Origin of the sequence: Ruegeria pomeroyi DSS-3, from assembly GCF_000011965.2 — a bacterium.
In the GTDB taxonomy this organism is placed as follows: domain Bacteria; phylum Pseudomonadota; class Alphaproteobacteria; order Rhodobacterales; family Rhodobacteraceae; genus Ruegeria_B; species Ruegeria_B pomeroyi.
This window is the reverse complement of sequence record NC_003911.12, coordinates 3,139,095-3,165,048: the sequence shown is the minus strand read 5'-3', so window position 1 is coordinate 3,165,048 and position 25,954 is coordinate 3,139,095. Positions and strand designations below refer to the sequence as shown.

28 protein-coding genes and 1 other RNA gene are annotated in these 25,954 nt (G+C 64.6%); 21 read left to right on the top strand and 8 right to left on the bottom strand.

Annotation, left to right across the window (positions count from 1 at the left end; genetic code table 11):
- The 4 genes from SPO_RS15040 (at position 1) to SPO_RS15030 (ending at position 2,086) form a co-directional block, all read left to right on the top strand.
- Complete coding sequence (locus SPO_RS15040) at positions 1–675, top strand: N-acetylmuramoyl-L-alanine amidase (protein WP_011048664.1); 675 nt, start codon at positions 1–3, stop codon at positions 673–675.
- Positions 676–759: 84 nt separating this feature from the next.
- An RNA gene (rnpB, locus tag SPO_RS22335) (RNase P RNA component class A) lies at positions 760–1,154 on the top strand.
- Positions 1,155–1,263: 109 nt separating this feature from the next.
- On the top strand, positions 1,264–1,431 hold the full coding sequence (gene rpmG / locus SPO_RS15035) for a 50S ribosomal protein L33 (protein WP_007799108.1): 168 nt from the start codon (positions 1,264–1,266) through the stop codon (positions 1,429–1,431).
- Positions 1,432–1,576: 145 nt separating this feature from the next.
- Entirely contained in the window at positions 1,577–2,086 is a 510-nt protein-coding gene (locus SPO_RS15030) for a hypothetical protein (protein WP_144084018.1), read from the top strand.
- Positions 2,087–2,157: 71 nt separating this feature from the next.
- Here SPO_RS15030 and SPO_RS15025 read toward each other — a convergent pair whose 3' ends face one another.
- Both SPO_RS15025 and SPO_RS15020 read right to left on the bottom strand, forming a co-directional pair.
- Positions 2,158–2,934: a Bax inhibitor-1/YccA family protein gene (locus SPO_RS15025; RefSeq protein ID WP_044028603.1), complete on the bottom strand. Its 777-nt coding sequence runs from the start codon at positions 2,932–2,934 to the stop codon at positions 2,158–2,160.
- Between the two features lie 182 nt (positions 2,935–3,116).
- The gene (locus SPO_RS15020; RefSeq protein ID WP_044029321.1) at positions 3,117–3,326 is read right to left on the bottom strand and encodes a DUF1127 domain-containing protein; all 210 of its coding nucleotides are present in this window, start codon (positions 3,324–3,326) and stop codon (positions 3,117–3,119) included.
- 121 nt (positions 3,327–3,447) lie between these two features.
- On the opposite strand from SPO_RS15020, the gene SPO_RS15015 reads away from it, so the two are divergent.
- A complete protein-coding gene (locus SPO_RS15015; protein ID WP_011048660.1) occupies positions 3,448–4,326 on the top strand; it encodes a LysR family transcriptional regulator in 879 nt (292 codons plus the stop codon).
- 162 nt (positions 4,327–4,488) lie between these two features.
- On the opposite strand, the gene SPO_RS15010 is transcribed toward SPO_RS15015, so the two are convergent.
- The gene (locus tag SPO_RS15010; RefSeq protein ID WP_011048659.1) at positions 4,489–5,445 is read right to left on the bottom strand and encodes an NADPH:quinone oxidoreductase family protein; all 957 of its coding nucleotides are present in this window, start codon (positions 5,443–5,445) and stop codon (positions 4,489–4,491) included.
- Positions 5,446–5,795: 350 nt separating this feature from the next.
- On the opposite strand from SPO_RS15010, the gene SPO_RS15005 reads away from it, so the two are divergent.
- From SPO_RS15005 to SPO_RS14995, 3 genes are all read left to right on the top strand, one after another.
- On the top strand, positions 5,796–6,167 hold the full coding sequence (locus tag SPO_RS15005) for a helix-turn-helix domain-containing protein (protein ID WP_011048658.1): 372 nt from the start codon (positions 5,796–5,798) through the stop codon (positions 6,165–6,167).
- Between the two features lie 49 nt (positions 6,168–6,216).
- Entirely contained in the window at positions 6,217–7,008 is a 792-nt protein-coding gene (gene hisN, locus SPO_RS15000; protein ID WP_011048657.1) for a histidinol-phosphatase, read from the top strand.
- 116 nt (positions 7,009–7,124) lie between these two features.
- Positions 7,125–8,459: an 8-oxoguanine deaminase gene (locus SPO_RS14995; protein WP_011048656.1), complete on the top strand. Its 1,335-nt coding sequence runs from the start codon at positions 7,125–7,127 to the stop codon at positions 8,457–8,459.
- Between the two features lie 80 nt (positions 8,460–8,539).
- Here SPO_RS14995 and guaD read toward each other — a convergent pair whose 3' ends face one another.
- Positions 8,540–9,823, bottom strand: a complete 1,284-nt coding sequence (gene guaD / locus SPO_RS14990) for a guanine deaminase (RefSeq protein ID WP_011048655.1) — start codon at positions 9,821–9,823, stop codon at positions 8,540–8,542.
- A gap of 135 nt (positions 9,824–9,958) precedes the next feature.
- Here guaD and mgtE point away from each other — a divergent pair, with 135 nt between their 5' ends.
- From mgtE to SPO_RS14955, 7 genes are all read left to right on the top strand, one after another.
- Positions 9,959–11,350 carry a magnesium transporter gene (gene mgtE / locus SPO_RS14985; RefSeq protein ID WP_011048654.1) on the top strand — a complete coding sequence of 464 codons (1,392 nt, stop codon included), beginning with the start codon at positions 9,959–9,961 and terminating at the stop codon, positions 11,348–11,350.
- An 8-nt stretch (positions 11,351–11,358) separates the two neighbouring features.
- Positions 11,359–11,916, top strand: a complete 558-nt coding sequence (locus SPO_RS14980) for a 5-formyltetrahydrofolate cyclo-ligase (RefSeq protein ID WP_011048653.1) — start codon at positions 11,359–11,361, stop codon at positions 11,914–11,916.
- Between the two features lie 181 nt (positions 11,917–12,097).
- Entirely contained in the window at positions 12,098–12,910 is an 813-nt protein-coding gene (locus SPO_RS14975) for a TIGR00282 family metallophosphoesterase (protein WP_011048652.1), read from the top strand.
- A 107-nt stretch (positions 12,911–13,017) separates the two neighbouring features.
- Positions 13,018–14,796, top strand: coding sequence for an SLC13 family permease (locus SPO_RS14970; protein ID WP_011048651.1), 1,779 nt, complete (start codon positions 13,018–13,020; stop codon positions 14,794–14,796).
- Between the two features lie 136 nt (positions 14,797–14,932).
- On the top strand, positions 14,933–15,652 hold the full coding sequence (locus tag SPO_RS14965) for a YbaY family lipoprotein (protein ID WP_158454182.1): 720 nt from the start codon (positions 14,933–14,935) through the stop codon (positions 15,650–15,652).
- A 54-nt stretch (positions 15,653–15,706) separates the two neighbouring features.
- Entirely contained in the window at positions 15,707–16,888 is a 1,182-nt protein-coding gene (locus SPO_RS22285; protein WP_011048649.1) for a TPM domain-containing protein, read from the top strand.
- Between the two features lie 69 nt (positions 16,889–16,957).
- The gene (locus SPO_RS14955; RefSeq protein ID WP_011048648.1) at positions 16,958–17,302 is read left to right on the top strand and encodes a RidA family protein; all 345 of its coding nucleotides are present in this window, start codon (positions 16,958–16,960) and stop codon (positions 17,300–17,302) included.
- A gap of 5 nt (positions 17,303–17,307) precedes the next feature.
- Here SPO_RS14955 and SPO_RS14950 read toward each other — a convergent pair whose 3' ends face one another.
- Entirely contained in the window at positions 17,308–18,306 is a 999-nt protein-coding gene (locus SPO_RS14950) for a helix-turn-helix domain-containing protein (RefSeq protein ID WP_044028601.1), read from the bottom strand.
- A 149-nt stretch (positions 18,307–18,455) separates the two neighbouring features.
- On the opposite strand from SPO_RS14950, the gene SPO_RS14945 reads away from it, so the two are divergent.
- The 4 genes from SPO_RS14945 (at position 18,456) to SPO_RS14930 (ending at position 21,169) form a co-directional block, all read left to right on the top strand.
- Complete coding sequence (locus SPO_RS14945; RefSeq protein WP_011048646.1) at positions 18,456–18,917, top strand: cupin domain-containing protein; 462 nt, start codon at positions 18,456–18,458, stop codon at positions 18,915–18,917.
- Between the two features lie 15 nt (positions 18,918–18,932).
- Positions 18,933–20,420 (top strand): flavin-containing monooxygenase, encoded by a 1,488-nt coding sequence (locus SPO_RS14940; RefSeq protein WP_011048645.1) that lies wholly within the window; start codon positions 18,933–18,935, stop codon positions 20,418–20,420.
- A 101-nt stretch (positions 20,421–20,521) separates the two neighbouring features.
- Positions 20,522–20,905: a rhodanese-like domain-containing protein gene (locus SPO_RS14935; RefSeq protein ID WP_011048644.1), complete on the top strand. Its 384-nt coding sequence runs from the start codon at positions 20,522–20,524 to the stop codon at positions 20,903–20,905.
- Between the two features lie 75 nt (positions 20,906–20,980).
- A complete protein-coding gene (locus SPO_RS14930; protein WP_044028599.1) occupies positions 20,981–21,169 on the top strand; it encodes a hypothetical protein in 189 nt (62 codons plus the stop codon).
- Positions 21,170–21,313: 144 nt separating this feature from the next.
- Here SPO_RS14930 and SPO_RS14925 read toward each other — a convergent pair whose 3' ends face one another.
- Positions 21,314–22,072, bottom strand: coding sequence for an alpha/beta fold hydrolase (locus tag SPO_RS14925; RefSeq protein WP_011048642.1), 759 nt, complete (start codon positions 22,070–22,072; stop codon positions 21,314–21,316).
- Between the two features lie 102 nt (positions 22,073–22,174).
- On the opposite strand from SPO_RS14925, the gene SPO_RS14920 reads away from it, so the two are divergent.
- Positions 22,175–22,549: a hypothetical protein gene (locus SPO_RS14920; RefSeq protein WP_030003245.1), complete on the top strand. Its 375-nt coding sequence runs from the start codon at positions 22,175–22,177 to the stop codon at positions 22,547–22,549.
- Positions 22,550–22,617: 68 nt separating this feature from the next.
- On the opposite strand, the gene SPO_RS14915 is transcribed toward SPO_RS14920, so the two are convergent.
- Together SPO_RS14915 and glyA are read right to left on the bottom strand one after the other, a co-directional pair.
- Positions 22,618–23,427 carry a DUF817 domain-containing protein gene (locus tag SPO_RS14915; protein WP_011048640.1) on the bottom strand — a complete coding sequence of 270 codons (810 nt, stop codon included), beginning with the start codon at positions 23,425–23,427 and terminating at the stop codon, positions 22,618–22,620.
- A 135-nt stretch (positions 23,428–23,562) separates the two neighbouring features.
- Complete coding sequence (gene glyA, locus SPO_RS14910) at positions 23,563–24,858, bottom strand: serine hydroxymethyltransferase (RefSeq protein WP_011047309.1); 1,296 nt, start codon at positions 24,856–24,858, stop codon at positions 23,563–23,565.
- A 168-nt stretch (positions 24,859–25,026) separates the two neighbouring features.
- On the opposite strand from glyA, the gene SPO_RS14905 reads away from it, so the two are divergent.
- Positions 25,027–25,788 (top strand): NAD kinase, encoded by a 762-nt coding sequence (locus tag SPO_RS14905; protein WP_011048639.1) that lies wholly within the window; start codon positions 25,027–25,029, stop codon positions 25,786–25,788.
- Positions 25,789–25,954: the final 166 nt, after the last annotated feature.

Genomic DNA, 25,954 nt, shown 5'->3' with positions numbered 1-25,954 from the left:
GTGGCGCCGCACTGGCATCCCTCGCCCAATTTCGGACCCCGCCGCGACGGGCTGACCCCGTCGCTGGTGGTGCTGCACTACACCGCCATGGACAGCGCCAAGGCGGCGCTGGAGCGTCTCTGCGACCCCGAGGCCGAGGTTTCGGCCCATTACCTGATCGGCGCCGACGGCACGCTCTGGCAGATGGTGGACGAGGCCGACCGCGCCTGGCATGCCGGGGTAGGGGAATGGCGGGGGCGGGATGACATCAATTCGCGCTCCATCGGAATCGAACTCGACAATCGCGGCGATCACCCGTTCTCGGCGCCACAGATGACCACGCTGGACGGCCTGCTGGCGGATATCTTGCGCCGATGGGCGATTCCGCCTGCGGGTGTAATCGGTCATTCCGACATGGCGCCCGGGCGCAAATGCGATCCCGGCCCGCGATTCGACTGGGCTCGCCTGGCGCGTCTTGGCCTCGCCGAAAGATCAGGAAGCGGGTCTTGCGAAGACGATCCCACACCCGAGCGCCTGCGCGCCGCTGCCCACGCGACGGGTTTCACCGCGCCCGCCGATGACGAGACGCTGCTGGCCGCCCTGCGCCTGCGCTACCGCCCCTGGGGCCGCGGACCGCTCTGCGCTGCCGATCTGGCCGCCTTGCCGCTTCATTCCGCGCAAAATACTCCGGGGTGAATTGGCCGCAGGCCAAGAGGGGCAGGGCCCCATTTGCAAGCGCCTCTTGACCTCTCCTCTGCCAGCGCCTAACTGCGAAGCCGCGCGGAGGGCCGGATGGCCGCGTGGGGGGCAACCCCCGCGAGGAAAGTCCGGACTCCATGAAGCAGCGGTGCCGGGTAACGCCCGGGCGGGGAAACCCGACGGAAAGCGCCACAGAGAACAGTCCGCCGCGCAGGTCGCGGCAAGGGTGAAACGGTGGAGTAAGAGCCCACCGCGCCCCTGGCAACAGGGGCGGCACGGCAAGCCCCACCGGGAGCAATGCCAAATAGGACCCCCGCGCGGGACGCGTCGGTTTCGGCCGATACCTCCGCTAGGCCGCTTCAGCCGAGAGGGGTCGGGTTGGCAGCTAGAGGCGCCTGGCAACAGGCGCACCAGAGGAATGGTCATCGAAGGGGGCAACCCTGGAACAGAATCCGGCTTACAGGCCCTCCGCGCGCATTTTCCCGGCCTGGCCCTATTGACTCGGCGTGTACGCCGGGTAAAAGCGCAGCCTCAGGACAGAATTCAACCGAAAGGCCCCTGCCTTTTCGGACGCAGGAGATAACCATGGCGAAGCCGACGACCATCAAGATCCGTCTGAACTCGACCGCGGGCACGGGCCACTTCTATGTGACCAAGAAGAACGCGCGTACGATGACCGAAAAAATGACCGTGCGGAAGTACGATCCGGTCGTGCGCAAGCATGTCGAGTACAAGGAAGGCAAGATCAAGTAATCTTGTGTCCTTGGACAACCGAACAGGGCCGCCCCATCGGGGCGGCCTTTTTCATTCCGGGGTCTGGCGCCGGGCACGGACCGCTTGCTTTCGCTGCCCCGGCGGGGCTAGGGTTGCAAGGTCTGCCACCAACCCCATGACGGTCATGAAGAAAATCCTGTTGCCCACCCTTGCCCTGATGTCCCTGTCTGCCTGTGCCAGCCTGTGGCACCGCGAGGGCGTGGGGTTCACCGGTATCGACGGCGAGCCCAAGACCTTTACCACCGAGAAGGGATCGGCCGATTACGTGGCGCGCCGCCTCAGCGTGCCGGCTGAACTGGCGGGCAAGCCGGTCCAGCGCCTGCAAAGCGAGAAGGGCGATATCGCCAGCCTGGCCGGGGTCGCCATTGGTGCCGGTGGCCGCGATCCGCAGAGCGCGGTCGAGGTGGGCAGCGGCACGCTGGAACTGTTCCTCAGCACTGTCGAGGTGAACGGGGTGTTGTTTGCGGTGCTGCGCACGCAGGAGGGCGAGATCGACCGCCTGCCTGAGAATTCGAATGTCGCCTTTGCCCAGTCGGTGCCGCGTCTCACCGGCTGTCTGACGGGCGGGCAGGTCTATCAGGCGGGGCGCGCCAACCGACCGACCGGGCTGGCGGTACCGCTCGACTGTCGCTGAGCGTTTCACGGATGTGCAACGAAAAAGGGCGGGGAAATCCCCGCCCTTCGTACTCGTGGCCCTGACCCGGCTTATTCGCGGTTGCCCAGGAGTTGCAGCAGGAACATGAACAGGTTGATGAAGTCCAGGTACAGGCTCAGCGCGCCCATGATGGCAGCCTTGCCCAGCCATTCCTGATCGCCCGAATGGGCCATCTGCAGATAGGTGTTCTTGATGTTCTGGGTGTCATAGGCGGTGAGGCCCGCAAAGATCAGAACGCCAATCGCGGAGATCGCAAAGGCCATGGCCGAAGACGCCAGGAAGATATTGACCACCATGGCAACGATCAGGCCGATCAGGCCCATGATCAGGAAGGTGCCCATGGCGCTCAGGTCCTTCTTGGTCGTGTAGCCGTAAAGCGACAGACCGGCAAAGGCGATGGCGGTGATCAGGAACACCTGAATGATCGACTGGCCGGTAAAGACCAGGAAGATCGAGCTGATCGACAGACCCATCACAAAGGCGAAGGTGTAGAAGATCAGCTGTGCGGCGGCGGCCGACAGGCGGTTGATGGCGGCGCTGAAGCCAAAGACAAAGGCCAGCGGCGCGAAAATGATCACCCATTTCAGCGGCGAGGCGTAAAGCGAGTAGCCGATCTGGGTCAGGTATTTGTCGGCGCTCAGCTGGGCCACGGCCGCGCCGGGATCGGTGGTCACCGCCAGGCCCGAAATCGCCCAGGCCGCGGCAAAGGTGATCAGCATGCCCACGGACATGGTGCCGTAGACCTTGTTCATATGGGCGCGCAGGCCCTCGTCGATCTGGGCAGCGCGCGAACCGGCAGCAGACCGGATCGTGTCGAATTGAGCCATTTGGGTCTCCCTGAAATCAAACTCGGGCCGCAAGGGCTACCCTGCGGCATTCCCGTCAAATATCGGAGAGCAGACCCGTGAATTCAAGTATTTCCGAGTCGAATTTCCCTTTAAGTGTACCGAAAAAGCGGCCCGCGCGGGGCGGGCCGAGGAGGGGGAAGCGGTAACGGGGCAGTCCGGGCCTATTTCAGCCAGTGATGCGGCGCGTCCCAGAACGGACGATTGGCCTCGGTCCGGGCCTCGGCGCGGGTGATCCCCATGTCATCCAGCGCCCGATCATCGAGATGACGCAGCTCCTGACGCTGACGGCGCAGCGCCAGCAAGTCGTAAAAGGCCGAGAGCCGGGTCCGGCGAACAGGCCGGCAGGGGTGCGAGACGGTAACGAAGCTCATATCGTGTCCTTTCTTCATCCGTGATGTGTATCTGGGTCTCAATCAATTTCCTTGATAGATATGGTCGGATGTGCTTCATTAGGGAAACGAATGTTTTTGAAGTAACCCATCAAGGTTTGGAATGATACGCAATCTCGACATCACAACCCTGCGCAGTTTCGTGGCGGTGGCCGACAGTGGCGGGGTGACCCGGGCGGCCGGGTTCCTGCATCTGACCCAATCGGCGGTGTCGATGCAGATCAAGCGGCTGGAGGAACTGCTGGGGCTACAACTGCTGGACCGCAGCGGGCGCGGCATCGCGTTGACCGCCTCGGGCGAGCAATTGCTGGCCTATGCCCGCCGGATGGTGGCGATGAATGACGAGGTGATCGCGCGGCTGACCGATCAGGCCTTTGAGGGCGAAGTGGTGCTGGGGGTGCCCCATGACATCGTCTATCCGGCGATCCCGCGCGTGCTCCAGCAGTTCAACGCCGCCTATCCGCGGGTGCGGGTGCAGCTCTTGTCCTGCTATACCTCTTGGCTGAAGGAACAGTATGAGCGCGGCGAATGTGACGTGATTCTGACCACCGAACCGGGCGGGGGCGATCATTGCGAGACCATCGCCGAACTGCCGCTGCGCTGGATCGGTGCCGCGGGCGGCTCGGCCTGGCGGCAGCGGCCGCTGAAACTGGCGCTGGGGCGGCGCTGCCTGTTCCGCGCCAGCGTGATCGCGGCGCTGGATGCGGCGAACATTCCATGGGAATTGTCGGTCGAGACCGAGAATGACCGCACCATCGAGGCCACCGTCTCGGCCGACCTTGCGGTACACGCGATGCTGGAGGGCACCGCCGCGCCGCATCTGATGCAGATCGACTCCGATACCTTGCCTGAACTGCCCTCGCACAAGATCAACCTCTATGGCGGCAATGACGGCAAGGGGCAGATCGTCGATGCGCTGGTCGATCTGGTGCGCCAGAACTTTGCCAAGATGGGTGGAGCTCATCTGCGCGCGGTAAGTTGAGGCGGGGCTGCCAAGCGGTGCGCCTGCGGCGCAAGACGATATCTCGTCGTCGTGCCTCCTCCTCGGCGCATGTGGCGCGGTGACGGGTCCCGTCGGGCGGCGGTGATGGTGGTGCGGGCGGAGCCTCCGGCGGGAGTATTTGCACTCAGAAAGAAGCGGGTGTCAGGGGGTGATCACGACCTTGCCCGTGGCGGTGCGGTTGCGCAGCAACTCCAACCCCTCGGCGGCGCGTTCGAGCGGCAGGATGTGGCTGACATGCGGGTGCAGGCGCCCCTGCTGATACCAGTCGAGCAGGGTCTGAAAGCTGTTGCGGATCACCTCGGGGCGAAATGACAGATAGCCGCCGATATAGAAACCGATCACGGTGAGATTCCTGACCAGCAGGTGATTGGCGGGGATTTGCGGTACCTCGCCACCGGCAAAGCCGATGGGCAACAGGCGCGCCTCGGGATTGGCGGCGCGGAAGGCGGCCTTGAAGACATCGCCACCGATCGCGTCATAGACCACATCGACGCCGCCCAGGTCGAGCAGGCGGGCGCGCAGATCCTCATCGGCGTCGATCAGGATGTCGGCCCCGGCTTGACGGGCGATTTCGAGCTTGTCGGCCCCGCGCGCCTGGGCGATCACGCGGGCGCCCATCAGTTTGCCGATCTCGACTGCGGTCAGGCCGACGCCGCCGGCTGCACCGGTGACCAGCAGTGTCTCGCCCGGCTGCAGCCGGGCGCGGTGATCGAGCGCCATATGGCTGGTGCCATAGGCGATCTGAAAGGCGGCGGCGTGTTCGAAACTCATCGTGTCGGGTAGGGGCAGGGCGCGGTCGGCATCGAAGACACCCTGTTCGGCAAGCCCGCCCTGACCGGTGTAAATGGCGATTCGATCTCCGACTTTCAGGTGCGAAACACCGGTGCCAAGGGCGTTGATTGTGCCTGCAACCTCCATCCCCAGGGTGAACGGGGCGGGGGGTGTATCCTGATATGTCCCCTTCTGCATCAGCAGATCGGCGAAATTCAGACCACAGGCCCTTATGTCGATACGCACCTGCCCCGGAGCCGGTTCGGGGACCGGTTGATCGATCAGTTGCGCAGGGCTGCCAGCGCTTTGCACGGTGAATGAGCGCATTGCCGTTTCCTCTTGATTTGCGGACATAAAGACCGACTGGACCCGGGCTGTCAAACTTGGGTGGCGCTCCCTGTGCCGAGGCCGGAGAAACGAGCCCGCCAAGCTTCCCTTGCGTTACCTTTCAGGGGTTGTATCGGTGGAATTCCGCCACAACCCAGGGGGCAATGAGCGGATGCGCGATTCAACCAACTTGAATTCAATCGCAAATTTCGTCATATTCCTATGTGGTGCGGTTCGGGTCGCTCAACGAAATTAGGGAATAATTAGGCGGCTGTGACCGATAGTCGGGGCAGGCCGTGCCCTTTATGCCGATGCCCGGGCGGTTGTCAGTGTAACAGAGGAGAAATCTAATGACCCATCCTGTCGACGTTCATGTGGGCAAGCGTGTGCGGCACCGCCGCTGGTTGATCGGTATGACTCAGCAACAGCTGGCCGAGCAGGTCGGTATCAAGTTCCAGCAGATCCAGAAATACGAAACCGGCGCCAACCGGGTCAGCGCGTCTCGTCTGTGGGATATCGCCGAGGCCCTGGACGTTCCGGTGAGCTTCTTCTTCGAAGGGCTGGAAGAGGCAGAGAAGGTGGTTGCAGAGAAGCCCAGCGTCCCTGCGGATCTGATGGGTGACAAGGAAGCGCTGGATCTGGTGCGCTCCTACTATGCCATCCCCGAGAACCAGCGCCGGCGCCTGTTCGAGCTGGCCCGTGTGCTGAGCGACGTCGCCTGATCCGCAACGGCATATTGCAAATTGGAGCGGCGGGTGGCAATGCGGTGCCATGAAACCTGCTGACTTCACCGATCTCGAGATCGCCGAAAAACTGGCCGATGCCGCCCGCGCGGCCATCCTTCCCTATTTCCGTCGGCTGGATCTTGGAGCCGAAAACAAGCTGGACACCGGGTTTGATCCGGTGACTGAGGCAGATCGCGCCGCCGAGCTGGCGATGCGCGATATTCTTGCCGACCTGCGCCCCGATGACGGCATCCATGGCGAGGAATTCGATGAGGTCGAGGGACGCTCGGGCCGTGTCTGGGTGCTGGACCCGATTGATGGCACGCGCGGTTTCATTTCGGGCACGCCCACCTGGGGCGTGCTGATCGCCTTGTCGGATATGCGCGGCCCCTTCCTGGGAGTCGTGGATCAGCCCTATATCGGCGAGCGTTTTGTCGGAACCCCCGAAGGCGCCTATGTCACGGGGCCTCTCGGCCGGCAGACCCTGGCGACGCGCCAGGGCACCGACCTGTCGGATGCGGTTCTGTTCACCACTTTCCCCGAGCTTGGCAGCACCGCTGAAGAGGCGGCGTTTCGGGCCGTGTCGAGCCGGGTCAAGCTGACCCGCTATGGCATGGATTGCTATGCCTATGCGCTGCTGGCGGCGGGGTTGGTCGATCTGGTGATCGAGGCCGGGTTGAAGGCGGTCGATATCCAGGCTCCGATCGCCTTGATCGAGGCCGCCGGCGGCATCGTCACCGATTGGCAGGGCGGCCCCGCCCATGAGGGCGGGCGGGCCCTGGCGGCGGCCAATCCACAACTGCACAGCGCCGCGCTGGATTTCCTGCGCGGAGTCTGAGCGGCTTGCAACCGGCCACGCTTGGGCCTAAATTCGAACCAGCCGGTTCTTGAGCCCGTTTTCCGCCGGTCAGACACACTTCCTATGAAACGGGCCCGACAGGGGAAGTGTGCACCATGACCGAACACCTGATTCGAAATGCCGATACAATCCTGACCATGGATGCGGGCCGCCGTGAGCTGGCCGGCGCCGATATCCTGATCCGTGACGGAATCGTGGCCGCGATCGGCCCGAACCTCGCCACGCTGGGTGAGGTGCACGAGGCGCGCGGCTGCGTGGTCACGCCGGGCCTCGTCAACACCCATCACCATCTGTACCAGAGCCTCACACGGGCGGTGCCGGGCGGGCAGGATGCGCTGCTCTTTGGCTGGCTCAAGACGCTCTATCCGATCTGGGCGCGCTTCGGCCCCGAGGAGATGTTCGTCTCGGCCCAGACCGGGCTGGCGGAACTGGCGCTGTCAGGCTGCACGCTCAGTTCCGATCATCTGTACCTCTACCCCAACGGCGCGCGGCTGGACGACACCATCGCCGCCGCGACCGAGCTTGGCCTGCGCTTTCACCCAACAAGGGGCGCCATGAGCATCGGCGAAAGCGCGGGCGGCCTGCCGCCCGATACGCTGGTCGAGGGCGAAGCCGCGATCCTGGACGACATGATCCGGGTGGTTGATGCCTTTCATGACGCAGGCGAGGGCAGCATGTGTCGCGTGGGCCTTGCCCCCTGTTCGCCCTTTTCGGTCAGCCGAGACCTGATGCGCGACGCGGCGCTGCTGGCGCGGGACAAGGGGGTGATGCTGCACACCCATCTGGCCGAGAATGACGAGGACATCGCCTATAGCCTGGCGCAGTTCGGCTGCCGTCCCGGTCAATATGCCGAGGATCTGGGCTGGACCGGACCGGATGTCTGGCATGCCCATTGCGTCAAGCTGGACGGGCAAGAGATCGACCTCTTCGCCCGCTCGCGTACCGGCGTCGCCCATTGCCCCTGCTCCAACTGTCGGCTGGGCAGCGGCATCGCCCCGGTCCGCGCCATGCGTGACGCGGGCGTGTCGGTGGGGCTGGGGGTCGACGGTTCGGCGAGCAATGACAGCGGCAACCTGATGGGCGAGGCGCGACAGGCGATGCTGTTGCAACGGGTGGCGCGGGGCGCCGATGCCATGTCGGCCCGCGAGGCGCTCGAGATCGCCACCCGCGGCGGCGCCGACGTGCTGGGCCGGCCCGATTGCGGCCGGCTCGAGCTGGGCAAACGCGCCGATATCGCGATCTGGGATGTCTCGGGCATCAACAGCGCTGGCAGCTGGGATCCGGCGGCGCTGCTGCTGGCCGGACCCACCCGTGTCAAACATCTGTTTGTCGAGGGCCGCCAGATCGTGCGCGACGGGCAGATCATCACTATCGACCTGCCACACATGATCGAACGTCAAAACAGGCTCGCGCGCGCCCTGATGGGCTGAACCCCTTCATTTCGCTGAAAATACTCTCGCCGGAGGCAAAGATTTTTCGACGAAAAATCTTTCGCCCGCGGTGAAGGCGGTCAGACCCGCCTGCCGGCGATCCAGACTTCGGCGATGGCGCGGTCGTCGCCCATCATGATGGTCGGAAACAGCGCCTCCCACAGGTCGTCTGCCATAGCGCTGCGCTGGGCGATGGCGGGAGTGGAGGCGAGGTCGAGTACCACCAGATCCGCCTCCATCCCCGGGGCGATGTTGCCGATCTGGTGATCCATCCGCAGCGCCCGGGCCGAGCCCTGGGTGGCCAGCCACAACAGCTGCGCCGCGTGCAGCGGCACGCCCCGCAGCTGGCCGATCTCATAGGCGGCGGCCATCGTGCGCAGCATCGAAAAGCTGGACCCGCCACCGGTATCGGTGGCCAGCCCGATCCGCTGTCCCTCCGCCATCAGCCCGGCCATGTCGAACAGGCCCGAGCCGATGAACGTGTTCGAGGTCGGGCAATGGATCAGCCCGGCGCCATGTTCGCGCAGCCGGTCACGCTCGCGCTTCTCCAGGTGGATGGCATGGCCATACAGTCCGCACCCGCCGAGGAGCCCATGCTGCTCGTACGTGTCCAGATAATCGCGCGCTTCGGGATAGAGGCCCTTGACCCATTCGATCTCGTCGGTCTGTTCGCTCAGATGGGTCTGCATCAGGCAATCGGGATGCTCGGCCCAGAGCGCACCCATCGCATCCAGCTGTTCCGACGTCGAGGTGGGCGAAAACCGAGGCGTGATCGCATAGGAGATCCGGTCCACCCCATGCCACTTCTGCAACAGAGCCTTGGACTGGTCATAGGCGCTCTGTGCCGTGTCGCGCAGGAAATCTGGCGCATTGCGGTCCATACAGGTCTTGCCCGCGACCACCCGCTGGCCGCGCGCCTGTGCCTCGGCAAAAAACGCCTCCACGCTCTCGGGATGGATGGTGCAGAAGCTGCACATGGTGGTGGTGCCATGCGCCGCCGTCAGGTCCAGATACCGGGCCGCGATCTCGGAGGCATAGGTCAGGTCGGCGAACTTGCGCTCTTCGGGAAAGGTATAGGTGTTGAGCCAGTCGATCAGCCGCTTGCCCCAGCTCGCGATCATCGCGGTCTGGGGATAATGCACATGCGCATCCACGAAGCCGGCCAGAATTACCCGTTCGCCGTGATCACTTACCTCTGCCTGCGGGGCTTCGCGCCGCAGCGCGTCCCAGCTGCCGACCGCCGTCACATGCCCGCCCTCGATCAGCAGCGCCTCGTTTTCGCGGACGGCCGTTTCGGGCGCGGTATCAAAGGGGGACTGCACAAAGGACAGCACCCGCCCCCGCAAAATGGTCTGTCCGGTCATGTGCCGGTCTCCTCTGGGCATTTCAGGCGAAGGCCAAGCTAATGCATGCGATGCGGGGCCGTAAATTCCGCGATTGCCATTGTTTTCCTATAGCAGCTTCTACTAACTTGCCGCCAATTCGAACAGGGGGCGCGTATGACGACCGGCACAGTAACGCCAGACCAGGACAAGCCCCGCGACGAGGACGCCTATGAGCTGGATCGCCGCCACGTGGCCGCGATTCTCTATGCGGTCGACACCGATGACCGCGACCAGCTGATCGAACTGATGGAGCCGCTGCACGCGGCCGACATCGCCGACCTGCTGGAACAGATCAACACCTTTGACCGCGCCCGGCTGATCCGGCTCTATGACCGCGAATTCGATGGCGAGATCCTGTCGGAACTCGATGAGGGCATCCGCGAAGAGGTCGTGCGCCTGCTCAACCCCGACGTTCTGGCCGAGGCGGTGCGTGAGCTGGACAGCGACGATGTGGTCGACCTGCTCGAAGACCTCGAAGAGAGCGATCACGAAACCATTCTCGACGCGCTTGAAGATGCCGACCGGGTCGCTGTCGAACAGGCGCTGGCCTATCCCGAAGGCTCTGCCGGGCGCTTGATGCAGCGCGAGGTGGTGATGGCGCCCGAACATTGGACGGTGGGCGAGGTCATCGACTTCATGCGCGGTTCGGACGACCTGCCGGACCAGTTCTATCACGTGGTCCTGGTCGACCCGCGCCTGCATCCGGTGGGCAATGTGACGCTGGGCCGGATCATGTCGGCCCGGCGCGAGGTGCCGCTGAGCACGCTGGCCGAAGAGACGTTTCAGATCATCCCCGCCGATCAGGATGAAGAGGACGTGGCCTATGCGTTCAACCAGTATCACCTGATCTCGGCCCCCGTTGTGGATGCCGAGGGGCGGCTGGTGGGCGTGATCACCATCGATGACGCCATGATCGTTCTGGACGAAGAGCACGAGGAAGACATTCTGCGCCTGGCCGGTGTCGGCGAAAGCAGCCTGTCGGATACGGTAATGGAAACCACCAGGCAGCGCCTGCCCTGGCTGGCGGTGAACCTGGCAACGGCGATCCTGGCCTCGCTGGTGATCTCTATCTTCGAAAGCACGATTGCCAACGTGGTGGCGCTGGCGGTGCTGATGCCGATCGTCGCCTCGATGGGCGGCAATGCCGGCACCCAGAGCCTGACCGTTGCGGTGCGGGCGCTGGCGACCCGCGACCTGACCGGGTCGAACCTGGGCCGGGTGTTGCGGCGTGAGGTGATGGTGGGGCTGGTCAATGGCGCGGTCTTTGCGGTGGTGATGGGGATCGTGGGCCATGTCTGGTTCGGCCTGCCGCTGCTGGGTCCGGTGATCGCTGCCGCAATGGTGGTCAATCTGGTCGTGGCCGGGCTTGCCGGGGCCGGGATTCCGGTGCTTCTTGAAAAGGCCGGGATCGACCCGGCGCTGGCCTCGGGCACCTTCGTGACCACGGTAACGGATGTTGTCGGGTTCTTTGCCTTTCTGGGGCTGGCTTCCGTCTTTCTGCTCTAGGAGGGGTCATGGACGACCTGACCGCGATCAAGGCCGCCGCGCGTAAGGCGGCCTTTGCCCGCCGCAAGGCGGCATTCGATGCCTGCCCGGCCGGGGCGGCGGGACGGCTTTCAGAGGTTCTGGCCGGCTACCGCGGAGTGCCGCTGTCGGGCTACATGCCGATCCGGACCGAGATCGACCCGCTGCCCGCAATGGCCGAGGCGGCGGCCCATGGCCCCGTCGGGGTGCCGGTGATCCAGGGCGCGGGCCTGCCCCTGCGGTTTTCGCTGTGGTCGCCCGAGGGCCCGCTGCGCGAGGGGCCGTTTGGCGCCATGGTGCCCGAGACCGACGACTGGATGGAACCCGAGATCCTGATCGTGCCGCTGGTGGCCTTTGACTCGCGGGGCGGGCGGCTGGGTTATGGCGGCGGTTTCTACGACCGCACCTTGCAGGGGTTGCGGGCCAAACGCGCCACGCTTGCTATCGGCTTCGCCTTTGATGCGCAAGAGGCCGAGGCGCTGCCACTGGAACCCACCGACCAGCCGCTCGACATGGTGGTCACCGAAAGCCGGGTGCTGAGCTTCTGACCTTTCGCCCGGGTTCGGCCCGAGCGCCATTGAGTATTTTTGACCAGAAAGAAGCCCGATCACGCGCCTGCTTCTTTCTGGTTGAAAATACTCCGGGGGAGGCGCCGAAGGCGACGGGGGCAGCGCCCCCTTTGCATTTTCCGGGTTGCCCCGGAGCGCGCCGCCTCATAGGACCAAAGGCATGAAGATACTGTTTCTTGGCGATGTGATGGGCCGCGCGGGGCGCCAGGCCGTGTGCGAACACCTGCCGCGATTGCGGGCAGAGTGGAAGCTGGATTTCGTGGTGGTCAATGGCGAGAACGCCTCGAACGGCATGGGCCTTTCGGGCGAACATGCCAAGGCGCTGCTGGATGCGGGCGCCGATTGCCTGACGCTGGGCGATCATGCCTTCGACCAGAAGGACATGCTGCAATATATCGAGACCGAGCCGCGCATCATCCGGCCGATCAACTATGCCAAGGGCGCGCCGGGGCGCGGCCACCGGCTGTTCACCGCACCGGGTGGGCGCAAGGTGCTGGTGGCGCAGGTGCTGGGTCAGGTCTTCATGAAACGACCCTATGACGATCCGTTCTCGGCGATCGAGCCGGTGCTGAAATCACATCCGCGTGGCGGTCTGGCCGATGCGGTGATCGTCGACATGCATTGCGAGGCGACCTCGGAAAAGATGGCGATGGGACATTACTGCGACGGGCGCGCCAGCCTGGTGGTGGGTACCCATACCCATGTGCCCACGGCCGATGCGATGGTGATGCCCGGCGGCACCGCCTATCTGAGCGATGCGGGCATGTGCGGCGATTATCATTCGGTGATCGGCATGGAGAAGGCCGAGCCGATGCGCCGGTTCATCACCGGCATGGCCAAGTCGCGGTTCACCCCGGCGCTGGGCGAGGCGACGGTCTCGGGCGTCTATGTCGAGACCGCGCCCCAAGGGGGCGCGGCCACCCGCATCGCCATGGTCCGGGTGGGCGGGCAGTTGCAGCAATCGGGCCCGTGATCGCCCCGCCCCGGGGGCTGTACGCGTGGGCTTGCCGAAGCTCTGCCGATACGGGAAGATGCCAGCCGGCACTGTCGCCGGGCGCATTCGGGCAAGACTGACACGAGATGCAATTCCTCCACCTGACCGATACCGCCGGCGCGCTGGTCACGCTGGCCATCGTGCTGACGATGTTCCTGCTGTTCCTGCGCGAGAGCTATCCGACCGAGGTCGTGGCCATTCTGGGGGTTTCGGCGATGCTGGTCACCGGGGTGCTGCCCTATGACGCCGCGCTGCCGGTGCTGGCCAACCCGGCGCCATGGACCATCGCGGCCATGTTCATCATCATGGGGGCGCTGGTCAGGACGGGGGCACTGGATGCGTTTACCTCGATCGCGCAGCGGCATGCGCAGACCAATGCGCGCTTTGCCATCGGGTTGTTGATGGCCTTTGTGGTGATCGCCTCGGCCTTTGTGTCGAACACGCCGGTTGTGGTGGTCATGATCCCGGTCTTTGTGCAGATCGCGCGCACCCTGAACGTGGCGGCGTCGAAACTGCTGATCCCGCTCAGCTATGCTGCGATCCTGGGCGGTACGCTGACGCTGATCGGCACCTCGACCAACCTGCTGGTCGATGGGGTCGCGCGCGCGCAAGGCATGGCCGCCTTCAGCATTTTCGAGGTCACGCCGCTCGGCATCGCAGTGGTGGCCTGGGGCATGATCTATCTGCGTTTCGTCGCGCCCCGGTTCCTGCCCGAACGTGACAGCATGGCAACCCTGCTCAGCGACCGCTCGAAGATGAAGTTCTTTACCGAGGCGGTGATCCCGCCCGACAGCAACCTGATCGGGCGCGAGGTTACGGGAGTGCAGCTGTTCAAGCGGCCCGGCGTGCGCCTGATCGACGTGATCCGGGGCGATCTGTCGCTGCGCCGCAACCTGAAAGGGGTCGAGTTGCAGGTGGGGGACCGGGTAGTGTTGCGCACCCAGATGACCGAACTCCTCAGCCTGCAGCGCAACAAGGAGCTGAAGCGGGTCGACCAGGTTTCGGCGGTCGAAACCGCCACGGTCGAGGTGCTGATCACCCCCGGTTGCCGCATGGTGGGCCGCTCGCTGGGCGAGATGCGCCTGCGGCGGCGCTATGGCGTCTATGTGCTGGCCGTGCACCGGCGCAACCAGAATATCGGGCGCCAGCTGGACCAGCTGGTCGTCAAGGTGGGCGATACGCTGCTGCTGGAGGGCGCGCCGGGCGATATCCAGCGGCTGGCGGCCGATATGGAGATGGTCGATGTCTCGCATCCCTCGGTGCGGGCCTATCGGCGTGGTCATGCGCCCATCGCCGTTGTGGCGCTGGTGGGGATCGTGGCCCTGGCCGGTCTGGGCGTGGCGCCGATCCTGTTGTTGTCGGTGCTGGCGGTGGCGCTGGTTCTGGGCAGCCGCTGTATCGATGCGGACGAGGCGTTCTCGTTCGTCGATGGGCGGCTTTTGGCGCTGATCTTTGCCATGCTGGCCATCGGGGCGGCGCTGGAAAGCTCGGGCGCGGTGCGCCTGATCGTCGAGGCGATCGCGCCGGGGTTGAGCAGCCTGCCGCCGTTCCTGGTGATCTGGGCGATCTATCTGCTGACCTCGGTGCTGACCGAGCTGGTATCCAACAACGCGGTGGCGGTGGTGGTCACCCCCATCGCCATCGGCCTTGCTCAGGCGATGGGGATCGACCCGCGCCCGCTGGTGGTCGCGGTGATGATCGCGGCCTCGGCCTCGTTTGCGACGCCGATCGGCTATCAGACCAATATGCTGGTCTATGGGCCGGGTGGCTACAAGTTCACCGATTTCATGCGGGTGGGCATTCCGCTGAACCTGACCATGGGGGTGCTGGTCTCGGCACTGATTCCGCTGATTTGGCCGCTGTGAGGGCCGAAAGGGCAGGACCGGGGCGCTGCCCCGGGCCCCGAGGTATTTTCAAACAGAAGAAGCGGCGGGTTGACAGTTGGGGTGGCGAGCTGTTGCGATACACGGAGTACGTGTACCGTTCGGAAGGATGTCTGTCATGAGAGCTTTTCTGGGAATAGCAGCGCTCTGCGTCGCTGGCGCGGTCGAGGCGGGGACCGTTTCGGGAAGCGCTGGATATCGCGAGCGGTTCGCATTGCCGCCCGGTGCGGTCTTGCAGGTGGAACTGCGCGATATCTCGCGTCAGGACGTGGCGGCGCCGCTCTTGTCGGCACGGCGCTATGCGATGACCGGCGTGCCGATGGATTTTGCGCTGGACTATGACGACGCGCTGATCGACCCGGCGATGCGCTATGCGGTCTCGGCCCGGATATTGCAGGATGAGCGGCTGCTTTTCGTGACCGATACGGTGGTTCCGGTGCTGACGGGCGAGGCGGGGAACACGGCCGATCTGATGCTGGTCCGGGTCGCAGGCGAGGTCTCGGCGCTGGAGGGGCGCAACTGGGCGCTGCGCGAGATCGAAGGGATGCCGGTCGAGCGGCCGGGCATGCCGGGGATCGCGTTTGACGCCGGCGGGCGGTTCTCGGGCCGGGGCGGGTGCAACCGTTTTCAGGGAGAGGCCGAGATCGGGGCGGGGTGGATCAACTTTCCCGACAACATCGGCATGACCATGATGGCCTGTTCCCAGGAGGCCGAGGCACTGGACCGGCGCTTTCTCGAGGCGCTGGCAAAGGTTGTGGCCTTTGCGGTCGAGGGCGATGCGCTGACCCTTGCCGGGGTGGAGGGGCGCGTCGTGCTGCGCTTTGTCGACCAGCCGTGACCGCTTGGCCTTGGTCCCGGGCTGCGGTTAAGGTGGCGCGGAGAGGGAGGCCCGATGACAAAGCAGGATATCCGTGTCGCGCTGACGATTGTCGCGCTGGTTCTGGGGTTGGGCTGGGCCATCGGTTATGGGATCGGGCTGATGACGCGCCCGGCCTCGGTGGTGCCCGAGAACCCGCCGCATGACGCGCTGAAATCCCCTGCGCGCAAGGCGCCGCGCAGCGGCGCGGTGAGCGGGGACACGCGCTATCCCGACTATGAAGAGCTCTATGTCAACGACTATGCCGACCTGCTGGACCCTGCCGCCGAGGATCGGCTGCGCGACAAGCTGATCGCGCTTTATGGGCACAACGGGGTCGAGATGACGGTTCTGACCATCGACACCATGGGCACATACGGCCATGGCGGTGCCATCGAGCCCTTTGCCACCGGTCTGTTCAACAACTGGGGCATCGGCGATGCCGAGCGCAACGATGGCGTTCTGGTACTGATCGTGCGTTTCGACCGCAAGATGCGGATCGAGATCGGCGCCGGCTATGAGCGCGCCTGGGATGCCCGCATGCAGCGGGTGATCGACGCCGGTTTCCTGCCCTATTTCCGCCGCGACGAATACCAGGAGGGGATCGAGGCCGGGGTCGACGAGACCATCCGCGAGTTGACCGGCGCCTATCCCGGGGCCTGGGACATGGGCACCGCGCAGCGCGGCTGGAGCTGGCTGGCCCGCGCGGTGGATCGGATCGGCGAATGGGTATTGTCGCTGCTGCTGGTGCCGCTGGGCGGTGCCGCGCTGTGGGTCAGGCGCTATCTGCGCAACCGGACGCGACCCTGCGCCCAATGCCGCACGCCGATGCTGCGGGCCGGTGAAGAGGCGGATGACGAACATCTCGACGGGGGGCAGCGGCTGGAGGAATATCTGAAATCGGTCGACTACGATGTCTGGCACTGTCCCGATTGCGGCCATATCGACATCCACCGCTACAAAAGCTGGTTCTCCGGCTATGGTGCCTGCCCGCAATGCAATTATCGCACCTTGTCCACCACCTCGACCGTGCTGAGCGCGGCAACCAAGACCCGCGAAGGGCGCAAACGGGTCGAATATGACTGTGCCCATTGCGGCCATCACGACAGCGAGATCCGCACCATTCCCAAGATCAGCGACAGCAACAGCGGCGGCTCGGGGCGGTCGTCCTTTGGCGGTGGCTCGTCCTCGGGCGGCGGTGCCTCGGGCAGCTGGTAGGCGCTCTGGTCTCGCCCCGGTCGCTCTGCTAACACAGGCGCGAGTTTCAGCGTTGCAGAGGGCAGACCCATGGGTATCACACGCATTCATACCGGCGAGCGGATGAGCAAGATCGTCAAGCACAACGGCGTCGCCTATCTGTGCGGTCAGGTCGGCAGCGGCGACAGCGTGGCCGAGCAGACCCGCGACTGTCTGGCGCGCGTCGATGCGCTGTTGGCCGAGGCCGGGTCGGACAATACCCGCATCCTGCAGGCCATCGTCTGGCTGGCCGACATGGCTGATTTCGCCGAAATGAACGCGGTCTGGGATGCCTGGGTGCCCGCGGGTCACGCGCCTGCGCGCGCCTGCGGCGAAGCGAAGCTGGCGCGCGATACGCTCAAGGTCGAGATCATCGTGACCGCCGCCTGCGACTGAGGCGCTCAGATCAGGTAGTGCTGTTTGCGGGTCTGGCTGGGCCCTTCGCCGAACCGGGCGGCATACTGGGCCGAGAACCGGCCCAGATGGCTGAACCCGGCTGCCCCCGCGATCGAGGCGATGGTGACCTGCGGCGGGCTTTCGCGCAGCAGGTAGCGGGCATAGTTCAGCCGCAGCACGCGCAGATAGGCCAGCGGCGTCATCTCGAGCAGCTGGCTGAACCCCAGTTGCAGGTTGCGCGGAGAGGTGCCGGCGGCGGCGGCGATCTGGCTCAGGGTCAGCGGATCGGCCAGATGCGCCTGCATGAAATCGCGTGCCCGGCGTACATGGGGTGACAGTGGCCCGGTTTCGGGTCGTTCCAGCAGCGGTGCGATGGACGAGGGCTGCGCCCTCAGGAACCCCGCGATCAATTCGTCCTCGACCAGGGCGCGGCTGAGCGCCTGATCGGGGTCGAGCAACGCGCCATGATCCACCGCCGAGACCGCTCGCCGGAACAGCGCAAGCCAGCGCTGCATCTCGGGGCGGGCGCGGTCGATCTGGGGGTCGAACCGGACCGGGGATTGCAGGGCGGTGCCGGTCAGGGTTTCCGCCACGGCGGTCAGCCGGTTGCGGTCGATCTGCAGCAGCACCTGTTCGCACCCGGCCAGCCAGCGCATCCGCGTGTGGCGGTCGGGATTGAGAACCGAGGCGATGGCGCTGCCGGTCTCGACCTCGGTCCTGCCGTTGCGGATCAGGGCCTGGCCCCGGATCGGCACCTGGATCAGGTAAAAGGATCCCAGCTCTCCGGGTTCGATTTCCACATCGGCGCCATAGCGGATGTAGTTGTAAAAGAGCCCGTTGCCGCCCGCCCGGTTCTGGCAGGCGTCAAAGGCATCCTCGCGCGCTTGCCGTTCCAGCCGGTGACCGCAGAAATTGCGTGCCACCAGCGCGCGTGCCTCGTCCAGATCCGCTGTTCGGAACTGGTGAAACCGCGACAGGGGTGGGGTATCGGGCTTGTTCTGCATGGGATCAGCATGGCGTCCCTTGCCCCGATCACAAAGCAATTCCTGCATGTGGCGGCAAAGATGCGGCGAAAATTTCGCATTTCGGATATTCGCGCCACCCGCCCGTTTCTACGCTTGCGGGATAACAACCCAACAGGAGGAGGAACAATATGCAGATGGAAGCGGGAATCACCGCCACCGATGCCGGTCTGGAGGGTCTGGCCTGGAATGTGGTCGGACAGGTCTACACCCCGAAACTGCACAGCGACAACGTGTTCATGTGGCATGCCGAAGTGCCCGCCGACACCTTTGTGCCGCCGCATGTGCACCCGACACAGGATGAATGGATCCTGGTGCTGAGCGGCACTCTCGAGGTGGATTTCGGGTTCGAGACCGGCAATGTGACGGCCAACAAGGCAGGCCCCGGCGATGTGGTCCGGATGCCCAAGGGCGTGGCGCATGCGGTGTTCAACCGCTCGGGTGCGGGTGCGACCTGTGTTTTTGGGGTGGCGCCCTCGCGCAAGCTCTTCGATCTGTTCAAGGCACTCGACGGCGTCACCGACCCGGCCGAGCTGGTGCGCATATCGGCCCTGCACGAGGTCGATTTCCTGCCGCCGCCCGACGCCCAGTAAGGCGAGGAACATATCATGGTAAAACGCAAGAACGTCGCCGTCATCGGCGGCGGGGTGTCGGGTCTTGCCGCGGCAAAGGCCTTTGACGAGCGCGGACACCGGGTCACCGGGTTCGAACGCAGCCACGATTTCGGTGGTGTGTGGGAGCTGTCGCGCTCGTACCCCGACGTGCAGACGCAAAGCCCCAAGGATCTGTATTGCTATACCGATCTGCCGATGCCCGATGCCTATCCCGAATGGCCCAAGGGACCGCAGGTGCATGCCTATCTGCATTCCTACGCCAACAAGCACAATCTGCCACGGCTCTTTCAGCTCAACACCAATATTCTGTCGATGGATCGGCGCGCCGACGGGCAACCCGGCTGGACCCTGACGATCGAAGCGGCAGGCCGGGTGCGAAAGGAGGATTTCGATTTCGTGGCCATCTGCACCGGCCAGTTTTCCGACAAGAACATCCTGACCCACCCCGGTCAGGAGGCCTTTGTCGCCGGTGGCGGCGAGGTCATCCACTCGTCGGAATATACCGACAGCGAAATGGCGCGCGGCAAACATGTGGTGGTGCTGGGCGGCTCGAAATCGGCCACCGACATCGTGGTGAACGCGGCCCGCAGCGGCGCGAAATCGGTCACCATGGTCTATCGCGAGAATGTCTGGCGGGTGCCGTATTTCGTGGGCGGCATCAACTTCAAGCGACTGCTTTACATGCGCGCGCAGGAACAGCAGTTCAACCAATGGGGCAAATCCCCCCTGCAACGGGTGATCGCCGCGCTGCTGAAACCGCTGGTCTGGGCCAATTTCCGGGGGCTTGAAACCCTGCTCAAGGCGCAACTGGGCCTGAAGAAATGGAACATGGTGCCCGACACTCCGATCGAGAAGGAGGCCTCGTGCTCTCTGCCGATCGTGACGCCGGGCCTGTTCGAAAGCTTCAGGGACGGAACCGTCAAGCCGATCCAGGGCACCTATGACCGCTACGAGGACGGCCATGTGGTGCTGACCACCGGTGACCGGGTGCCTTGCGACCTGTCGGTGCTGGCGGTGGGCTGGAAACTGGGCATTCCCTATCTGGCGCAGGAGTACCGCGACAAGCTGATCGAGGCGGATGGCCAGTACCGGGTCTATCGCCTGGCGGTGAACCCGGACCTGCCCGACATGGGCTTTGTCGGCTTCAACTCGTCCTTCTGCACCATCCTGTCGGCCGAGATGATCGCCAATTGGCTGGTCCGCTTTGCCGATGGGCAACTGGCCCATCAGCCGAGCGCACAGGAAATGAACGCCAATATCGAGATGATGCTGAACTGGAGGCGCAAGGAACGCCCCGCCGCCCAGGTCTATGGCGGGCTGTGCTCGGCCCCGTTTCATTTCAAGCATTTCGACGAATTGCTGGCCGATATGGGGGCAGGGGTTCGCAAACGCGCCAACCCGCTGGCCGAGCAGTTCTCTTATCCCGATGCGCGGGCCTATGGCCGGTTCCTGGCCTCGACCCCGCAATATCAGGCGGGCTGAACGAATGGCGCGGGCGGCGGCGTGTCGCCCGCGAAATCGTGTCATACACTTTCTGAAACACGCATGTTAGCCTGCGGGAAACCGAACAGGAGACACGCAAGATGGTATTGACGGTCAAGGACATGATGGCGGCGGCAAACGCGGTGGTTCCGCGCATCGACGGCGCCCGCGCTCAGCAACTGGTGGCCGAGGGCGCTCTGTTGCTCGATCTGCGTGATGCGCCCGAGCTCGAGCGCGCCGGCCGCGCCAGCGGCGCCCATCACATTCCACGCGGCATGCTGGAATTCCGCGCCGATCCCGACACGCCCTTTCACGACCCCGAGCTGCGCAAGGACCGGGTGATCGTGCTGCATTGCGCCTCGGGCGGGCGCGCGGCGCTGGCGGGCAAGTTGCTCAAGGATATGGGCTATGGCGAGGTCTACAATCTGGGTGGCTTTGCCGACTGGACCGGTGAGCGGATCGAACCGGTCGATCCCGGCATGTGATCCAGGTCAAAGCCGGATACATTCCGGTAATCTAATATCATGGTCGGACGCGCAGCCAAAACAGGAGGTCCGGCCATGATGCGCCTTGCTTCGATTCTCTACAGTCTGATCTCGACCGCGCTGGCGGGGACCGCGGTGATCGCGGTTCTGACGGCGGGCATGGTCTCGCTCAACGCGATACTGGTGGCGGCCGTGGCTGGTTTTGTCGTGGCGGCTCCGGTCAGCTGGATGGTGGCGCGCCGCCTCTACGACGAGGAGGCCTAGACGCCTGCCATAAGGCCGGGGGGCCAGCCCCGCAGACCCCCCGCGAGTATTTCCGGCGAAATGAAAAAGGCCGGGGCTTCTTTCTGGTTCGAAATACTCCCGCCGGAGGCGTCCCGGACGCGCGGTAAGCGCCGGGGCCGAGGGTCAGGCGTTCAGGAAAACACGCACCGCCGCTTCGAATTCTCGGGGTCTGTCGGCATGCAGCCAATGACCCGCGCCGGGGATTTTGGCGAACCGGGCGGCGGGGAACAGGCCGCGGATCAGGGGGCGGTGTTCGGTGCGCACGTAATCCGATGTGCTACCGGTCAGGAACAGCGCCGCTCCGTCCCAATGTCCTGACAGCTCGGGAAAGGACATGATCGCGGGCATATTGGCCGCCAGCCCGTCGAGGTTCAGCCGCCACCGCTTGCCGGGCAGGTCGAGCGATTGGGTAAAGAAGCTTTGCAACGCTTTCTCGACCCCCTGCGCCGCCAGCATCTCCTCGGCATCCGAGCGGCGTTCGACCCGGCTCAGATCGACGCCGCGCATCGCCTCGATAAAGGGCATCTGGCTGTGGGAATAGGTCACCGGCGCGATATCGGCGACCACGAGGCGGCGCAGCAGCTGCCCATGGGTGAGCGCCAGCACCATTGCCGCCTTGCCCCCCATCGAATGGCCCAGCAGGTCCGCCCGCCCGCCATGGGCCTCGATCACGTCTGCCAGATCGGCGGCCAGCGCGGGATAGTCGTGTGGCTCGGCCCAGGGGCTGTGTCCGTGGTTGCGCATGTCGACCGCGATCACCTGCCGCTCGTCCGCCAGACGGCGCGCGATGACGCCCCAGTTGCGGCCAGAACCATAGAGCCCATGGGCGATGACAAGGGGCGGGGCGTCGGTCGGGGTGCCATGCAGGATCGTGTTCAGCATGCCGCTCTGATAGCCTGTCGCGCCCGGCGCCGCCAGCCCCCGGCAGCCCCATTGAGCCTGTCAGTTGCGCGCGATATGGTGCCCGCCGGGGGTGATGATGCCATGACCGAGAGCGACCGGATCGAAGACCAGATAGCCGCAACCGTCGCGCTGTTGCGGGCGCGGCTTGGCGTGCATGGCAAATCCCTGCGGCTGGCGCTCAGGCGGGCCAAGCACCGGCTGCCGCGCCGCATCTATCGCCGGGCGATGGAACTGGCCCGGGTCGAACCGATGATGGCGCATCCGCGCCTGCGGATGACGCTGAACGCCCCCTCTCTGAGCGCGGCCGCGCGCGAAGTGCAGGCGCATCTGCGCGGCATCGATCTGGCAGACCGGCGCAAGGGCTGGTGGCTGGGCATGCTGGGGGCGCTGGTCTTCAATCTGCTGGTCTTTGGCGCGTTGCTGCTGGCCTTTCTCGCCTGGCGCCGGCTGATCTGACGGGTCATCGCCGCGCGGAACGCGCGGCGCCCGGCCCAACGCATCTTTGCGCCGCATCTTCGATGCGGTCAAATGGGGCGGGAGCGCCCCTTGGCCGGAGCCTCCTCGAGCGCGTCGCGCATTACCAGCGTCACGGTGACGAAGCTGACATAGAGCAACAGATACCAGGACCCCATCTTGGCCAGCCGCACCATCTCTCCGGCAACTTGCCCGGTATAGAGCCAGGTCCGCGTGGCGGTGCCCACATTCTCGGCCAGCCACAGGAAGAACGAGCTGAAGAAGGCCGCCAGCGGCAGCGGCATCCAGTAGCGATGATCGCCGATGCGGAACGTGATCCGCGTCCGGGCATAGAGCGCGACCGTCGCAGCGAACAGGATCAGCCGGACATCGGTCAGGAAATGGTGGGCGAAGAAATTCACATAGATCGCAACCGCCAGCAGGACCGACAGCCAGAAGGGCGGGTAGGGTGCAAACCGCATGTCGAAAAGCCGGATGGCGCGCGCCATGTACGAGCCCACCGAGGCATACATAAAGCCCGAGAACAGCGGCACCTCCCAAAGCTTGATCAGACCCGGGCCGGGATAGGCCCAGCTGCCCGCCTGGACCTTGAAGATCTCCATCGCGGTCCCGGTCAGATGAAACAGCAGGATGACCCGGACCTCGCGCCAACTCTCCAGTCCCAACGCCAGAAACAGCACCTGCAGACCCAGCGCATAGATCAAGAGCGCATCATAACGGGCAAGCGCCCAGTCCGGCTGCCAGATGCGGTCGCTGACGATCAGGCCGATCAGCAGCGAGGCACCGAACAGCGCGGCCCAGCCCTGTTTCAGAACGAACATGACGAATTCCGCCAGCACATGGGGCAGGCGGGCGCGCATCCAGTCGCCAAGCCGCCGTTCCAGCTGGCGCGTCCGGTTGTTGCGTATCCTGGTCAAATGGTCAGCCCGAAAATGAGAACTGCCACCGGGATGGCCGGTGGCAGCTGTGGTGTCAATCCGAAACGCTTTTATTAATCAAAGGTTTGGATAGATAGGGAATTTTGCGCAGAGGGCTGCGACCTGGGCTTTGACCTTGTCCTCGACGGCCTCGTTGGCGTCTTCGCCATTGGCGGCCAGGCCATCGACCACCTCGATGATCCAGTCGGCGATCTGGCGGAATTCGGTCTCGGCAAAGCCGCGCGTGGTGCCCGCGGGGCTGCCCAGGCGGATGCCGCTGGTCACCGTCGGCTTTTCCGGATCAAACGGCACGCCGTTCTTGTTGCAGGTGATATGCGCGCGCCCCAGAGCCTTTTCGGTGGCGTTGCCCTTGACCCCCTTGGGGCGCAGGTCGACCAGCACCACATGGGTGTCGGTGCCATGGGTCACCGTGTCCAGACCGCCCTTGATCAACTGGTCGCTCAGCGCTTGGGCATTGGCGATAACCTGTTGAATATACGTCTTGAATTCAGGGCGCAGCGCCTCGCCAAAGGCCACCGCCTTGGCCGCGATCACATGCATCAGCGGGCCGCCCTGGATACCGGGAAAGATCGCCGAATTCACCTTCTTAGCGATATCTTCATCATTGGTGAGGATCATACCGCCACGGGGCCCGCGCAGGGTCTTGTGCGTGGTCGTGGTGGCCACATGCGCGTGCGGAAACGGGCTCGGGTGCTCGCCCGCCGCAACCAGACCGGCGAAATGCGCCATATCGACATGGAGGTAGGCCCCGACCATATCCGCAATCTCCCGCATCCGGGCAAAATCGATCTGGCGCGGAATCGCCGAGCCGCCGGCGATGATCAGCTTGGGCCGGTGCTCCTTGGCCAGCGCCTCGACCTGGTCGTAATCCAGCAGGTTGTCCTGCTGGCGCACGCCGTATTGCACCGCGTTGAACCATTTGCCCGACTGGTTGGGCGCGGCGCCATGGGTCAGGTGGCCGCCCGCGTCCAGGCTCATGCCCAGGATGGTGTCGCCCGGCTTGATCAGCGCCTGGAACACGCCCTGGTTGGCCTGGCTGCCCGAGTTGGGCTGCACATTGGCAAAGCCGCAGCCAAACAGCTGCTTGGCCCGCTCGATCGCCAGGTTCTCGGCGATGTCGACATACTGGCAGCCGCCGTAATAGCGCCGGCCGGGGTAGCCTTCGGCGTATTTGTTGGTCATCACCGAGCCCTGCGCCTGCATCACGGCGGCGGAAACGATGTTTTCCGACGCGATCAGCTCGATCTCGTCGCGCTGACGCCCCAGCTCGGACGTGATCGCCCCGAACAGCTCGGGATCACGCTCCGAAAGCGCCTCTGTGAAAAATCCGGTATCCTGGTGGCTCGCGTTCATGACAGCTCCGCATGAGAAGGGTCGATTTGTGCGATTTCCTATCGGAAACCGCGGCAAGGCAAAAGGCTGTAAAGCGACGAAATGGCCAACTGCGGCGTCAAGTCTGGTCACTGGGGGGAAGGTGTGCTTGTTTCGGAACCGAATGCGCAGCACCGGAAACATTGTTTGATGTCGAAAAGAATCGCCTTTCTCGCCAGCGACGCGCCGGTGGCCCAGACCGCGCGCGCCGCGCTGGTCGGTCGTTACGGCAATGCAGCCCCCCGCGATGCCGAGGTGATCGTGGCATTGGGGGGCGATGGCTATATGCTGCGCACCCTGCACAGCACCCAGCATCTGGATGTGCCGGTCTATGGCATGAACCGGGGCACCATCGGTTTCCTGATGAACGAATATGCCGAGACCAGCCTGCTGGAACGTCTGGCGGCGGCTGAAGAGGAGATCATCAATCCGCTGTCGATGACCGCGATGGATCAGGCGGGTCAGATACATCGGGCGCTGGCGATCAACGAGGTGTCGCTGCTGCGCGCGGGCCCGCAGGCGGCGCGGCTGAAAATTTCGATCGATGGGCGGCTCAGGCTGGCGGAACTGGTCTGTGATGGGGCGCTGGTGGCGACACCGGCGGGATCGACCGCCTACAACTACTCGGCGCATGGGCCGATTCTGCCGATCGGGTCGGACGTGCTGGCGCTGACCGCCATTGCCGCCTTTCGCCCGCGCCGCTGGCGCGGCGCGCTGCTGCCCAAGACCGCCAAGGTCCGCTTTGACGTGGTCGATGCGGACAAGCGCCCGGTCATGGCCGATGCGGATTCGACCTCGATCACGGACATCGACTGGGTCGAGATCCAGTCCGAACCGACGATCCGTCACCGGATTCTGTTCGATCCGGGCCACGGGCTGGAAGAGCGTCTTATTTCCGAGCAATTCACGTGAAATTGCAATCGTTTACGTAATTTTTGCAATTATGTGAACAATTTCACAGGAAAGCGCGCCGCTTTCTGGCAGCCTCTTCCTTGCCGATACATCGCGTGAGGTGGAAGTGAGTGGCTGCTTCACGTCGAGTGTTGGGACGAGTTCGCATGGTTTGCAGCGGGCGCAG